Annotated in this window: 23 protein-coding genes and 1 pseudogene; 22 read left to right on the top strand and 2 right to left on the bottom strand. The window is 33.0% G+C overall.

Annotation, left to right across the window (positions count from 1 at the left end; translation table 11 throughout):
* Window positions 1–478 precede the first annotated feature (478 nt).
* A complete protein-coding gene (locus tag ACT8VG_RS02565; protein ID WP_444195128.1) occupies window positions 479–1,972 on the bottom strand; it encodes a recombinase family protein in 1,494 nt (497 codons plus the stop codon).
* A complete protein-coding gene (locus ACT8VG_RS02570) occupies window positions 1,944–2,225 on the bottom strand; it encodes a helix-turn-helix domain-containing protein (protein WP_444195129.1) in 282 nt (93 codons plus the stop codon). Before ACT8VG_RS02570 ends, ACT8VG_RS02565 begins: the two co-directional genes overlap by 29 nt.
* Before the next feature lie 227 nt (window positions 2,226–2,452).
* Here ACT8VG_RS02570 and ACT8VG_RS02575 point away from each other — a divergent pair, with 227 nt between their 5' ends.
* The 22 genes and pseudogenes from ACT8VG_RS02575 to ACT8VG_RS02680 form a co-directional block, all read left to right on the top strand.
* Window positions 2,453–2,671: a hypothetical protein gene (locus ACT8VG_RS02575; RefSeq protein ID WP_444195130.1), complete on the top strand. Its 219-nt coding sequence runs from the start codon at window positions 2,453–2,455 to the stop codon at window positions 2,669–2,671.
* 402 nt (window positions 2,672–3,073) lie between these two features.
* The gene (locus ACT8VG_RS02580) at window positions 3,074–3,496 is read left to right on the top strand and encodes a single-stranded DNA-binding protein (protein ID WP_444195131.1); all 423 of its coding nucleotides are present in this window, start codon (window positions 3,074–3,076) and stop codon (window positions 3,494–3,496) included.
* A 19-nt stretch (window positions 3,497–3,515) separates the two neighbouring features.
* On the top strand, window positions 3,516–3,743 hold the full coding sequence (locus ACT8VG_RS02585) for a helix-turn-helix domain-containing protein (RefSeq protein ID WP_444195132.1): 228 nt from the start codon (window positions 3,516–3,518) through the stop codon (window positions 3,741–3,743).
* Complete coding sequence (locus ACT8VG_RS02590; protein ID WP_444195133.1) at window positions 3,740–4,063, top strand: hypothetical protein; 324 nt, start codon at window positions 3,740–3,742, stop codon at window positions 4,061–4,063. The genes ACT8VG_RS02585 and ACT8VG_RS02590 overlap by 4 nt, the downstream gene beginning before the upstream one ends.
* A 1-nt stretch (window position 4,064) precedes the next feature.
* Window positions 4,065–4,670, top strand: a complete 606-nt coding sequence (locus ACT8VG_RS02595) for a PD-(D/E)XK nuclease family protein (protein ID WP_444195134.1) — start codon at window positions 4,065–4,067, stop codon at window positions 4,668–4,670.
* 25 nt (window positions 4,671–4,695) lie between these two features.
* Window positions 4,696–5,874 (top strand): DNA cytosine methyltransferase, encoded by a 1,179-nt coding sequence (locus ACT8VG_RS02600; protein WP_444195135.1) that lies wholly within the window; start codon window positions 4,696–4,698, stop codon window positions 5,872–5,874.
* The gene (locus tag ACT8VG_RS02605) at window positions 5,874–6,356 is read left to right on the top strand and encodes a RusA family crossover junction endodeoxyribonuclease (protein WP_444195136.1); all 483 of its coding nucleotides are present in this window, start codon (window positions 5,874–5,876) and stop codon (window positions 6,354–6,356) included. Before ACT8VG_RS02600 ends, ACT8VG_RS02605 begins: the two co-directional genes overlap by 1 nt.
* Window positions 6,319–6,966 carry an ERF family protein gene (locus ACT8VG_RS02610; protein WP_444195137.1) on the top strand — a complete coding sequence of 216 codons (648 nt, stop codon included), beginning with the start codon at window positions 6,319–6,321 and terminating at the stop codon, window positions 6,964–6,966. The genes ACT8VG_RS02605 and ACT8VG_RS02610 overlap by 38 nt, the downstream gene beginning before the upstream one ends.
* Window positions 6,967–6,968: 2 nt before the next feature.
* The gene (locus tag ACT8VG_RS02615; RefSeq protein WP_444195138.1) at window positions 6,969–7,232 is read left to right on the top strand and encodes a hypothetical protein; all 264 of its coding nucleotides are present in this window, start codon (window positions 6,969–6,971) and stop codon (window positions 7,230–7,232) included.
* Between the two features lie 147 nt (window positions 7,233–7,379).
* Entirely contained in the window at window positions 7,380–7,577 is a 198-nt protein-coding gene (locus ACT8VG_RS02620) for a hypothetical protein (protein WP_444195139.1), read from the top strand.
* 61 nt (window positions 7,578–7,638) lie between these two features.
* Entirely contained in the window at window positions 7,639–7,920 is a 282-nt protein-coding gene (locus ACT8VG_RS02625) for a hypothetical protein (protein WP_444195140.1), read from the top strand.
* Window positions 7,921–8,098: 178 nt separating this feature from the next.
* Window positions 8,099–8,299 carry a hypothetical protein gene (locus ACT8VG_RS02630; protein WP_444195141.1) on the top strand — a complete coding sequence of 67 codons (201 nt, stop codon included), beginning with the start codon at window positions 8,099–8,101 and terminating at the stop codon, window positions 8,297–8,299.
* A 2-nt stretch (window positions 8,300–8,301) separates the two neighbouring features.
* Window positions 8,302–8,463 carry a hypothetical protein gene (locus ACT8VG_RS02635; protein ID WP_444195142.1) on the top strand — a complete coding sequence of 54 codons (162 nt, stop codon included), beginning with the start codon at window positions 8,302–8,304 and terminating at the stop codon, window positions 8,461–8,463.
* A complete protein-coding gene (locus ACT8VG_RS02640) occupies window positions 8,453–8,686 on the top strand; it encodes a hypothetical protein (RefSeq protein WP_444195143.1) in 234 nt (77 codons plus the stop codon). The genes ACT8VG_RS02635 and ACT8VG_RS02640 overlap by 11 nt, the downstream gene beginning before the upstream one ends.
* Before the next feature lie 5 nt (window positions 8,687–8,691).
* Entirely contained in the window at window positions 8,692–9,159 is a 468-nt protein-coding gene (locus ACT8VG_RS02645; RefSeq protein WP_444195144.1) for a hypothetical protein, read from the top strand.
* The gene (locus ACT8VG_RS02650; RefSeq protein ID WP_444195145.1) at window positions 9,146–9,418 is read left to right on the top strand and encodes a hypothetical protein; all 273 of its coding nucleotides are present in this window, start codon (window positions 9,146–9,148) and stop codon (window positions 9,416–9,418) included. Before ACT8VG_RS02645 ends, ACT8VG_RS02650 begins: the two co-directional genes overlap by 14 nt.
* A 1-nt stretch (window position 9,419) precedes the next feature.
* A complete protein-coding gene (locus ACT8VG_RS02655) occupies window positions 9,420–9,902 on the top strand; it encodes a hypothetical protein (RefSeq protein WP_444195146.1) in 483 nt (160 codons plus the stop codon).
* Entirely contained in the window at window positions 9,889–10,068 is a 180-nt protein-coding gene (locus ACT8VG_RS02660) for a hypothetical protein (RefSeq protein WP_444195147.1), read from the top strand. The genes ACT8VG_RS02655 and ACT8VG_RS02660 overlap by 14 nt, the downstream gene beginning before the upstream one ends.
* A 171-nt stretch (window positions 10,069–10,239) precedes the next feature.
* Window positions 10,240–10,425, top strand: a complete 186-nt coding sequence (locus ACT8VG_RS02665; protein ID WP_444195148.1) for a hypothetical protein — start codon at window positions 10,240–10,242, stop codon at window positions 10,423–10,425.
* Between the two features lie 2 nt (window positions 10,426–10,427).
* The gene (locus ACT8VG_RS02670) at window positions 10,428–10,778 is read left to right on the top strand and encodes a hypothetical protein (RefSeq protein WP_444195149.1); all 351 of its coding nucleotides are present in this window, start codon (window positions 10,428–10,430) and stop codon (window positions 10,776–10,778) included.
* 284 nt (window positions 10,779–11,062) lie between these two features.
* Window positions 11,063–11,266 (top strand): excisionase family DNA-binding protein, encoded by a 204-nt coding sequence (locus ACT8VG_RS02675; RefSeq protein ID WP_444195150.1) that lies wholly within the window; start codon window positions 11,063–11,065, stop codon window positions 11,264–11,266.
* Between the two features lies 1 nt (window position 11,267).
* A pseudogene (locus ACT8VG_RS02680) lies at window positions 11,268–11,860 on the top strand (hypothetical protein); the annotation flags it as partial.

Genomic DNA, 11,860 nt, shown 5'->3' on the forward strand with positions numbered 1-11,860 from the left:
ATTCAGGAAAAGTTCTTTTCTTCCCCATGACACTCTAATTTAGCAAATAATAAAGTCTATCTAGGATATAAAACTAGCCGTCATCTCTCAACGAGGTTTCCTAGTTCCCCCACTTGTTACCAAGCGGAACAATTCATATATTAATATAAGCGGTCAAGGTCTGCCATAAAACACCGCACGCTATCACACGTTTTTGTTATCCCCTTGCCAGTACAAAAATACCAGCCGACAGGACAGTAACACCATTCTTTAAAGATAACGGTCTACCAACCCACCCTCTAACGGCGATTCCTACGTTGATTAAACGTAAAGGTTCTTTTTAAGTGATCTCCTCTCAACACTCCTATATTTCATTAAAGGTTTTATAATCTCATTATCAAATTGTGGCGGTATCGTTGCATACTCTATGAATAGAATGTATAACGATAACTATATAAGTAGTATATAAAAATAAAAAGAAAAAGTAAATACCTTTTCTTTATATCTTTAAATAAATTTTTAACTTGAATTTAATTTCTTCTGGGTTGTGTCTACTGTTCTTTTCTTCCTTTAGATATTCAATCTTATCTATGATTGATTTTAAAAGCGTGTTCTTGTTTGTTGCGTCCAAATTCCAATATTCTTCTAGCACCTTTGATAATTTTGGTATTGCCGTTTTGGTTCTTTCAATATCATCAAAACATTTATCCTTTAGGGCTTCTAAATTAGATTGTAAAGTCTTTAAATCGCTTTCTAATACATTTACCCTAGTTATATATTTTTCTTTGCTATAAATGCCTTCTTCAAGCATTTCATCACATCTTGTCAGCATAGCTCTTTTCTTGTCTATTTCCTTTTTGACTAGATCAATTTCTAATTCGTTAGCTTGTCTTTTCTTTTCCATTTCATCAGCAAAGTTATCAACATAAATAACATAGTTATCAAGACATTCTTTTAATTCCCTTATTACCTCTTTTTCAACGTATTTTGTTGGTGTAGAAACATTATCACATTTTAAATTCGGACAACGCAAATAATAGTGATATTTGTTTGTGCTAAATCTTGACTGCATGGTACGACCACACTTAGCGCATTTCAATATGCTGGCAAGTGGATTTTTTAATGTCGTATCGTACTTTGTGCAAGTCTTTTTAGTCTCTAATTTTGCTTGTGCCAGCTCAAAAGTTTCAACGTCTACAATTCCATCATGTAAGCCGTCTATATAGTTTGTAGGTGCTCCATTTACGTAATCGGTAGCAATATAGCCTATATAAGTTTTGTTCTTTAGAACGCGTCTAATTGACTTATAAGACCAGTTATCAACGCGCTTAGAACCTATTCCGTTGTCATGTAGCCATCTAATCAGTTCCCATGCGTCAAAATTCTCATAGACAAACTTGTTAAAAATGGTTCTCACAATATCGGCTTCAGTCGGGTGTGGTTGCAAGACAAAGCCTTTGTTAATACGTTTCTTAGTAAATCCAAAAGGTGGGTTACTATGCGAGTAATAGCCCTCTTTAAGTGCTTGTTTTTTCCCACGCTGTAAACGCCTTTTTATTATCTTATATTCACGCCTAGACATAAATAAGCCAAATTCAAAAAATTCTTCATCAAATTCATTATCACTAGATAGATCATACACCTTGTTTAATGTATATATCTTAGTCTTAGACTTTTTAAATATCTCTAATATTTCGGCTTGATCTATCTGATTTCCCCTTGAAAGCCTTTCTAATTCAACCACAACAACACCATCATATAACCCATTTTCAACGTCATTCAGTAATTCTTTCATTCTAGGTCGCTTTTCTATGCTTTCCCCACTTACAACCTCTTTATACGTTTTTGCAATATTTAATCTATTAGCCACGCAATAATCATTTAATATTCTTTCATGACGTGCTAGCGTTTCTTCACGTGTTTCTATTTCCTCTTCTCTTGATTTTCTTAAATATATTGCGACATTATTCATTTTTCTTACATCTTTCTTCATAATATTCTATAAACAAATTCATTAGTTCCTTTTCTTTGCTTTCATTGTTATCTACATCACCATTTATTAAATCCTCTAAGCTAACGTTAAAGTAATTTGATATTTTCAGCAAAAATTTCAAGCTTACATTCTCATAACCACGATTATACCAGCTGTTAATTGTTGATGGTGCTATGTTCAACCTCTTAGCCAATTCAGCACGTGATAAGTTTTCACGCTTTAAAAGCTTAGTCAGATTGTCTAAAAAGTTCATTTATATACCCCCTTTATTTTATATCCACTATTAAAATAATAGTGGCAATAATACTTTTTGTAAACATTTAAATGACAAAAAATTACAAAAAATGTAAATTTTATACGTAAATTTATCCAAAACATTTGACTTTTGGTAAAAAAAGGAATACTCTAAGTTTAGAAATTGAAACGCATAAACATATCAAGTTATATAGTTCATGCGTTTAGAAAGGGGAACTAAAAGGAATGTATGACAATTTAAAAAGCGAACTGGCAAGATCTAATGTAAATTCTTATATGCTTGCGCATGCAATTCACAAAACTAGACAATCGGTATACGCAAAGATGAAGAACGAAAGCGATTGGACTTTGAGGGAAATGTTAGAAATTCAGTCCTATCTTAAAGAAAGAAAACCAGAAAGAGCCGAACTGCTGACATTAGATTATCTATTTAAGGAGGAGTAATAGTAGAAGTCTACGAAAACCAAGTGGCAAAAAAGAAAAATATTAAGAAAGGAAAAGCTATTTAGATGAAAACCTATATCTAATCAATGAAAAAGAATTTATAGGTATGTACCGATGGCTTAGTCGGGAATTTACGACTGTGGAGTGTACAGGAACTTGTTAGTAGCGTATTGTTTGCAATCGCCAAAGCATACACAATGAAACAGTAACTGCAAATCGTGAGATTGTAGCGGTTCATCTAGCATATACACATTTGTATATGTTTTTAGTAGCAGGAGTAATGATAATTAGAGGAAACGCAAAGAAAGAAACATTAGAACACATAGTAAGAACAATTAATAGCATTATTAAAAAAGATGATTGCTATTACACAAAAGAAGAACTAAAGGAGATTAAAAAAGAATGAATTTTGTAACACTCGTTGGAAGATTAGTAAAAGATCCAGAACTTAGAAGAACAGGCAACGGAAACGCAATCACTAACTTCACATTAGCTATCAGTGAAAGCAAAGAAAACACTGATTTCATTGACTGCAGAGCGTTTAAAAAAAATGCCGAAAACTTAGCAACATTTAAAATGAAAGGTGATTTGATTGGTGTTAGTGGCAAGATTAAAAAAGACGTGTGGAAAGACCAAAACGGAACTACACAATCAAGAACATATGTGATTGCTAACTATATCGAATACTTAGCAAATGCAAAGGCAAACGAAGGACAGCCACAACCACAACAAAACTTTTCAAATCAACCAAGATTTAATAACAATCAATCTAATTTTAACGGTTGGGGAATAGAAGATATGGAAGATGATGATATGCAATTTTAAAATAAGGGGGTGGAAACGTATGAGACAGAGCCAAAAGGAAAGAGTGATGAAGTATATAGAAGACTTTGGTTCTATATCGAGTTTTGAAGCCTATAAGGATCTAGGAATAACCCAGCTAGGCGCAAGAATATGGGAATTAAAAAAGGACGGTATCGAAATAAGAACGAGATGGAAGAGTTCTATTAATAGGTACGGAAACAAGATTGTATATAAAGAGTATTTCATAAGAGAGGAAGAAGAAAAATGAAAGAACTAAATGAACTTGTTAAAATCAATGATAGCAATGAAATTGTTTTAAAAGAAGAGGTAGTAAAGAAAATTGAAGAGTTTAACAACGCTAAGAAAGAAATCGAGTATCAAGAGAAGTTGTTAAAAGCTGGTATCATGGAGGCAATGGAAACGCTAGATCTAAAAACGCTTGATATTGGCAATGTACACGCTACATACAAAGACAGTTATGTACGTAAAAGCGTTGATACAAAAAAATTGAAAGAAGATGGCTTATATAGCATTTATGAAAAAGAAACAATCGTAAAACCTTCTATCGTTCTTAAGGTTGGTGATTAGATTGCTTGAATTTGATGAATGTACCCACACTTATTCTATTGATGGAATTATATTGCCTAGTGTGACGCAAATTATCAGTGAGATAATGCCAAATAAGTACGCTAACGTTAATAGACGCGTCCTGAATGAAAAGGCTAAGTTTGGAACGGAAGGGCATAAAATTATTGAATGCTTAAACGTTAGCGACTTAGAAAGCGCTAAAAATCATGTTAGAACGATAGAAAACAAATCATTAGAGATTTGTCTTAGAGAATACCTAAGACTTGTTAGAAAGCACAATATCAAGCCTATAGCGCATGAAATGAAAGTCCATTATGCCTACATCTATGCTGGCACTCTTGACATGATAGCAAAAGTAAACAACGAGTTATCATTGATTGATGTTAAGTTTACAAGCGCACTAGATCAGGAATATTTAGAGTGGCAATTAGGCATGTATGCGTTAGCTTGTAATAATTATTACTTGTATTTTGATAAATACTATTGCTTGTGGTTGCCTAAAGGCGAACTAGGGCAGTTGGTAGAAATCAATCCTAAAACAAGTGAAGAGATATTGAAAAAACTAAGCGAGTTAGGATATATTGAAGATTGCAAATTAAGACGTTAGAAAAATTACTGATTAGGAGAAATATATGATAAAGCTATTAAGTTTATTCAGCGGAATTGGAGCGTTTGAAAAGGCATTAAATAATATTGGTGTTGATTATGAATTAGTTAATTATTGCGAGATTGACAAGCAAGCAAGCAAGGCATATTCATTAATTCATAACGTTGACGAAAGCAAGAACTTAAAAGATGTTACTAAAATTGATACTTCAAAGTTGCCAAAAGACATTGATTTAATAACTTATGGTTTCCCTTGCCAAGATATAAGTATAGCCGGAAAACAGAACGGATTTGAAGATAACGAAGGTAATAGAACACGTTCAGGATTGTTCTTTGAAGCGTTGAGAGTTATTGAAGATACAAAACCCAAAATCGCTATTGCCGAGAACGTCAAGGCACTTACTAGCAAGAGATTCACAAAAGAATTTAACACAGTCTTAAAGTCACTTGATGAGGCTGGATATAACTGTTATTGGAAAGTCCTGAACGCTAAAAATTATGGCATTCCTCAAAATCGTGATAGAGTTTTCATTGTATCAGTTCGTAAGGATATTGATAACTTTGAATTTCATTTCCCACAATCAATAGAGCTTAAACTAAGGCTTAAAGATCTTCTTGAAAGTGATGTAGATGAAAAATATTATCTTAGTGACAAATTAGAAATATGTGTTTTAGGGAATGCAGTTAACAAGCAGTTAAAAGATATGTACAAGCGTGAAAACGCATATCTTAACAAGGACATATCTTATACAATTAATACCAAGTCACAAAGAAGAGTTGGGGACACAAATTATATTGTTGATGGCATTGAAAACGAAATACAAGTAAAAGACTTTATTAAAATCAAAGAAGCCACAAAGAAAGGCTATGCTGAAGCGCATGCAGGTGATTATGTAAATATCCAATATCCAAACTCAAAAACAAGAAGAGGACGTGTGGGTAACGGCATAGCAAACACACTGTTAACATCAAAAGAAAATGGTGTTGTTGTTGATAATCCATTAAGGCTAAGAAACCTAACAGAAAAAGAGTGCTTCAGATTGATGGGATTTGATGATAGTGATTGTGACATCTTGAAAGATAACGGCATATCAATGACACAAATTTATAAGCAAGCAGGCAACAGTATAGTGGTAGACGTTTTAGAAGCATTGTTTAAAGAATTATTTAATGCCATTTACATTGGAGAAAGCGAGGTGTCTTGATGAGAATAACATTTAAAGTACCTGCGCTAAGAGGACAAGGAAGACCACGATTTTCAAAATATTCGGGTGCTTATAAGTCAAAGGAAGATATTGAATACGAAAATCTAATTAAAGATTGCTTTTTAAAAGTAGCAGAGGACTTTGAGCCAAGCAAAAGACCAGTTTCTATACATATCGAAGCCAATTACAAACTAACAAAAAGCACACCAAAATATGTGGCTGATGAAATAACATCTAGTGGTTTTGACTATGTGCCACAATCAAAGCCAGACATAGACAATATAGCAAAATCAGTTTTGGACGCACTAAACGGAGTTGCTTATATTGATGATAAACAAGTGCATAAGTTAACTTGTACTAAGTATTTTGACACTAAAAGCGATACTGATTATTTAATTGTGGTTATTTATTATTATAATTATAGAACTATAGAGGACATTAAGAATGAAAGAAGAAGAAATCAAGAAATTAAACATATATGAAAAGCTATCATTGATTGAAAATGAGATTGGAGTTGTAGAAAAAGGCTTGAACGTCAAACTGGTAAAAGGCAGTTATAAAGCCGTGTCAGAAAGAGACGTGCTGGACGCTATCAAGCCGATTGAACAAAAGTATAGAGTTTACTCGTATCCTTGTGATACTGAAATTATCAATAATGAAGTACTTGAAAAAAATAACAACTATGGAACGACGACATCACAATTCTTACGATTGAAGCGTGTTTATAGATTCGTAAACATTGATAACAAAGACGAATATGTAGATGTGATTAGTTACGGTGATGGTATCGACACGGGCGACAAAGCACCAGGAAAGGCAATGACCTATGCCGACAAGTACGCTTTGATGAAGGCTTATAAACTTAGCACAGGTGATGACCCCGACAAGGACGCAAGCCCACAGGAAGGCTATAGAAAAGCGACAACGCAACCTATAAGCGATAGCCAAAAAGAAACAATCAAGCGATTATATGAGGAAAATGAAATAAATATCGTGCTTGCAAAGAACAACATAAAATCAATAGATCAGTTAACAACCAGTCAAGCAAGCGCAATCATCAAGCATAAACTAAATAATAAAGGAGATAAATAATTATGAAAACAGAATTTGTAAAAGTTGAAATTGATAGATATGAAGATCTAGTAATTGCTGAGGAACAACTACGAACACTTAAGAATATCATCTTTAGTAACTTAAAATATAGTCCAATTGTTGAAAGATTAACGGTTGATGAAGACAAGGCAATCATTGCCTATCTTTCAAGTATTTGTGCATTTGATTTAAATGAATTGCTACTTGACGAGAAAGCAAAGCTTGAAAACGAGAAAACGAAGCTCGAAGAAAAGAGCGAAGAATAACAAACCAAGTCACCAGTAAAACGGTGGCTTTTTATTATGTAAAAAAAATGGTAAAATTTGTCAAAAATACTTGAATTATGTAAACGAAAGTATATAATAGTATATGTAAAGAGGGGATAACAAAGAACCCCCAAGGAGGAACGGAAAATGAAAGCAGAAAAGTATTTTGAAAAGAATGGTTTTATTTATGGAGTATCTGAGAAGTTTGCATTTGGTAGATGGTACGGCTATGCTAAAAAGTTTGATAGCCTAGAAGAAGCAAACAAGTGGTTGAACACCGAGGAGGCAGATTTTAGAATGCGAACACTTGTTTCTAAGACATATGCAAAGAGATACATGTATTAGCAAGAGAGTGAAGCGACAACACTATAAACACCAGCTTTTTAAAATAAAGGAGACACACAAAATGAAAAGAAAAGTAAACACAAACAAATCAGCACAAGTAAGAGTTTATGTAAGTGATGATTTATTAGAGCTATTTGGTGAAGACTTTTTCTTTAGGGGTTACCCTTTGGGAAAAGTTAAAGCCAACACAAATAGTGTTTATCGAGAAGAAGTATACAGAGGTGTATATCAAGATATTCATTGTGAATATCATTATGATAGAAAAACCCATATACATTCCTATTGGTTGGCAGGTAATCACGACTATAGTGCTTATGTGTTTATAGGCGGTCATAAAGTCTAAAAGTAAGGAGGGCACAAGATGAAATTAGAAAATCCTAACCTTATCAACGAAGATCTATATAAGGAAAATCAAAGATACAACTCTATTAACATTGCACTTCTATCAATCGCAACACTTCTATTAATTTTGTTTATTATATTCATACTAGCAGTAATTTAAATCAAAGGAGGAAATAAAATTGAAAGTTAAAAAAGGGGTTAGAACCCTAGCAAAATCATTATTCGTTATTGGAATGTTTGTTGCCTTTGGAATTGCTGGCAACTGTGACGCATACCCCAATTATCCAATCTCAAAGGTATTGATCTATTCAATCATTTCAGCAGTTTTATGTTTACCAGATTTGGTAATTTTCATTCATGATGGGAACGAGGAGGATTAATCATGAATAAATACAAACAAGCGTATAACGTTATTGATACGGTTCTACATTTAATGTGTGGGGAAGAAAGAGAAGATGGTTATAAGCCCACTCAAGAAGAAATGAGTAAAGCCATGACTGATTTAAAAGAGTTAGTAGAAAAAGGAGAAAACAATGGAAAATAATAAATTGATTATTCACATGGTTAACGGTGATAAATATTATTTATACAATACAAAAGGTTCAATTTTAAGAGTACGTAATTTTGATGATATGAATTTTTTAGAAATTGATAACACTATAGCGAAAGAGATTATACACGTGACATTAGAAGCAGAAGAAAAAGTATTATCACGTGTTGCAATTAATGTTAAAAATATTGTTTCGATTGATTATGTGGAGGAGTAAGAAAAATGATTAATGCAGAAAAACACAAAAACGAATTAAGAACATTAAATAATATAAAGGAATTACGTGATTGGGCAATAAGAAAAGACAATGGATCGTTTGGTCGTTGTTCTTATATTGGTTGTAGAAATTGTATTTTTTATAATTACGAAGATTGTAATTATGCACGTATGAAATGGATGTTATCGGAATGCAAAAAGTCCCTCAAGGTTAGCAAGTTGGAATATGACATCCTGCTTTACCTCTATAACAACACTAAGTTCCGTTACATTGCTAGAGACGAAGGAGGGTACTTATTCGCTTATTACTATCCTGTTGTTAAAGGTATGGAGAACTGGGAAGGTGGGGAAAACTACGAAACTTTGGATATATTCGTCACCTTATTCAAGTTCGTAAAGTGGGAAGACGAGGAACCTACATCAATCAAAGAAGTTTTAGATAATTGTGAGGTGGTTGAATATGAGACTAAATGAATTATTAGCAAATATTAATAGAGAAACATTTATCAAAATTAAAGTTGATGATGATCCCTGCTTTATGGGCAGAAGAATTTCACTAGATTCTTATGAATATTACCAAAAAAACAGAAAACGCTATGGAAATGCGATTGTTACAAACATTAGCCTTGATTATGGAGTATTAGAAACTCATATTTTCTATGGAATATTAAAAGCTCATATTTTCATTGAGGCACAAACCACAACGGGGCGATTGAAGGAGGGGGTTAAATAACATGGAATTAGTGGATGATAAGAAGTTAGAAGCAGTTGCTAAATTCATTGGTGAAATGGAAGTAGAAGGAAACTGTGTCTGTGATGATTTCAATGAAGCATTAAAAGAAAATAGAATTGATGTCCCTTGTGATGCCGGTATCGGTAGTTGTAAAAGAAATTGTCAATTTTACTCAAAAGAAAATTTTCTAAAATGGATTAAACCAGATGAAAAACAAGGCGCTAACCTTTTAGAAAGAAACAGACCTAAGAGAATTGACTTTTTGAGATATAACAATATAAGCAACAACTTTCTCAATAAATATGATCATATCCCGAATTTTCTCAATAAAGATGGTTATATCACGGCTCTAGAAAAGTACTGTGATAGTTTAGAACTGTATATTAAATGCAAGGATGGCTATTTAAAGGAATCAAACCTTAAAAACAAAGAACTAGCTGAAAAATTAGAAAAGATTAGAGGTGTTCTTGATGGGTCGCATTGAAGCAGATGAAGAGAAATTGAGGCGTTTCATTGATGCGTCTTTATTTACTTGTATGGATTTGAATTATTACCTTTTTGATAAAAAGAGCTGTGCTAATATTAAATGTCAGGACTGCCCTTTGACTACTGTTGAAAGTGCTATAGAATGGCTTAAAGAGGAAGATTAATCATATATCCCTATATTGATACACCAATTAAAAAAAACATTAGTTACACGGACTAATCAAAACGTGGCTCATAAGAAAATTCTATTAACCTATTTAGATTTTGTTTCTGTTAATCTCATTTTCAATATAGGGATTCATTGATATTTACAAATGACAAAGGAGTGATTTTGAATGAAAAAATTGAATAGAAACAGGGCATTATGCCTTGTATCAGATGTATGTATATTAGTTATTCTTATTTCTATGGTATTGACAGGTAATAATTGGAACTCAACAGAAGTAAAAGTCTTATGTTGCAGTTCATTATTCATGAATATGCTGTTCGTGCAGTATTTTCTTATTACAGGAGGCAGATAGCTATGAGTTATTGTATTGGCGTTTACGTAAAAGTTGAAGGCTGTGGCAAATTTGTAGAAACTACTTACCCAGATTATTACAAGCCAACCTATAATTTAGGCAAATTATTCAGAGCGTGCATGGATTGGCAGTTTAAAAACAGCGAATATTATAGATGTGACAATGTAATGGAATACGTAGAAAAAGGAATAAAAGAATTGGAGCATAATTCTTCAAAATATACTAAGCTACTGCCTAGTAATGGGTGGGGCACAATGTCAGGCGCAATTGAAACATTGAGATCCATAAGAGAATGCATTCTGGAAGAGAATGAAGACATACCATTGAAATGCTTATATCTAAGATGGGAGTGATAATTATATGGATATTATTGGAATCTTACTCATAGCAGTATCAATAGTTTTGATAGCGATTGGATATCACTGGAAAGAATAGGGAAGAAATAAAATGCAGAACTAAATATATAAAAATGGCTCGTGAAGCCATTTGAGGGTGTCAGCACAATACGCAATACTTATAATATGACTTATAATTTTCCAATACTTTTACTAATAATCGTTTCTCCTAATACTTTTAAGTGTTGGCATTCTCAAACGACTTCATGAGTTAGATCATAAGCACTCAACAGGAGGAAATAATGAACGAAACACACAAAACCTACATAGAGGGCAATAAAATGGAAAAAGAAACATACACGCTAAAAGAACTTGCTGAAAGATGGAGTTTGAACAAGATGACATTAAATAGATGGGCGAAGGCTGGAAAAATCAAGTGTTTTAGAGTCGGTAACAAGTTCTTAGTTAAAAAAGAAGAAGTTGAACGCATTGAAGGAGGTGAATAACATGGCTGAAAAAAGAATGTTTACCAAGATCATTACGGAGTCGGATTTATTCCTAGATATGCCACTGTCGGCACAGTGCTTATATTTTCATCTAAACATGGAAGCAGACGACGACGGCTTTATAGATAGTGTAAAGCGTATTAAAAGAATGATAGGAGCAAGTGACGACGATTTAAAATTATTAATTGCTAAACAGTTCCTAATACCATTTGAAAGTGGAGTTATTGTTATTAAGCATTGGAGATTACATAACACATTAAGAAAAGATAGATATAAAGAGACTATACACAAAGACGAAAAAGAGCAATTGCAAGAAAACGAAGATAGAACTTATGAACGGTTGCCAAATGGTTGCCAAACGGTTGCCAATTGGTTGCCAAATGGTTGCCAAACGGTTGCCGTAGATAAGATTAGTATAGATAAGAATAGTATAGATAAGAATAGTATAGAAGAGAATAGAGAAGAAAAAGAGAACAGCACACCAAAAGCCAAATCTAAGCACACTTCTAATCGTTTTATAAAGCCAACGATTGACGAGATAAAAGAATACTGCGCGCAAAACGATCTCAAGATAGATTGTGAACGTTTCTATGA

The organism is Catenibacterium sp. (genome assembly GCF_052354645.1).
GTDB lineage: Bacteria > Bacillota_I > Bacilli_A > Erysipelotrichales > Coprobacillaceae > Catenibacterium > Catenibacterium mitsuoka_A.

Coding starts and splice junctions, on each gene's coding strand:
- ACT8VG_RS02610 (WP_444195137.1), top strand. CDS start 6,319: ATGAAAGAAGAAGAAATCAAGAAATTAAACATATATGAAAAGCTATCA.
- ACT8VG_RS02620 (WP_444195139.1), top strand. CDS start 7,380: ATGAAAGCAGAAAAGTATTTTGAAAAGAATGGTTTTATTTATGGAGTA.
- ACT8VG_RS02665 (WP_444195148.1), top strand. CDS start 10,240: ATGAAAAAATTGAATAGAAACAGGGCATTATGCCTTGTATCAGATGTA.
- ACT8VG_RS02670 (WP_444195149.1), top strand. CDS start 10,428: ATGAGTTATTGTATTGGCGTTTACGTAAAAGTTGAAGGCTGTGGCAAA.
- ACT8VG_RS02585 (WP_444195132.1), top strand. CDS start 3,516: ATGAGACAGAGCCAAAAGGAAAGAGTGATGAAGTATATAGAAGACTTT.
- ACT8VG_RS02570 (WP_444195129.1), bottom strand. CDS start 2,225: ATGAACTTTTTAGACAATCTGACTAAGCTTTTAAAGCGTGAAAACTTA.
- ACT8VG_RS02590 (WP_444195133.1), top strand. CDS start 3,740: ATGAAAGAACTAAATGAACTTGTTAAAATCAATGATAGCAATGAAATT.
- ACT8VG_RS02645 (WP_444195144.1), top strand. CDS start 8,692: ATGATTAATGCAGAAAAACACAAAAACGAATTAAGAACATTAAATAAT.
- ACT8VG_RS02605 (WP_444195136.1), top strand. CDS start 5,874: ATGAGAATAACATTTAAAGTACCTGCGCTAAGAGGACAAGGAAGACCA.
- ACT8VG_RS02615 (WP_444195138.1), top strand. CDS start 6,969: ATGAAAACAGAATTTGTAAAAGTTGAAATTGATAGATATGAAGATCTA.
- ACT8VG_RS02600 (WP_444195135.1), top strand. CDS start 4,696: ATGATAAAGCTATTAAGTTTATTCAGCGGAATTGGAGCGTTTGAAAAG.
- ACT8VG_RS02575 (WP_444195130.1), top strand. CDS start 2,453: ATGTATGACAATTTAAAAAGCGAACTGGCAAGATCTAATGTAAATTCT.
- ACT8VG_RS02655 (WP_444195146.1), top strand. CDS start 9,420: ATGGAATTAGTGGATGATAAGAAGTTAGAAGCAGTTGCTAAATTCATT.
- ACT8VG_RS02660 (WP_444195147.1), top strand. CDS start 9,889: ATGGGTCGCATTGAAGCAGATGAAGAGAAATTGAGGCGTTTCATTGAT.
- ACT8VG_RS02625 (WP_444195140.1), top strand. CDS start 7,639: ATGAAAAGAAAAGTAAACACAAACAAATCAGCACAAGTAAGAGTTTAT.
- ACT8VG_RS02675 (WP_444195150.1), top strand. CDS start 11,063: ATGAACGAAACACACAAAACCTACATAGAGGGCAATAAAATGGAAAAA.
- ACT8VG_RS02650 (WP_444195145.1), top strand. CDS start 9,146: ATGAGACTAAATGAATTATTAGCAAATATTAATAGAGAAACATTTATC.
- ACT8VG_RS02580 (WP_444195131.1), top strand. CDS start 3,074: ATGAATTTTGTAACACTCGTTGGAAGATTAGTAAAAGATCCAGAACTT.
- ACT8VG_RS02565 (WP_444195128.1), bottom strand. CDS start 1,972: ATGAAGAAAGATGTAAGAAAAATGAATAATGTCGCAATATATTTAAGA.
- ACT8VG_RS02640 (WP_444195143.1), top strand. CDS start 8,453: ATGGAAAATAATAAATTGATTATTCACATGGTTAACGGTGATAAATAT.
- ACT8VG_RS02635 (WP_444195142.1), top strand. CDS start 8,302: ATGAATAAATACAAACAAGCGTATAACGTTATTGATACGGTTCTACAT.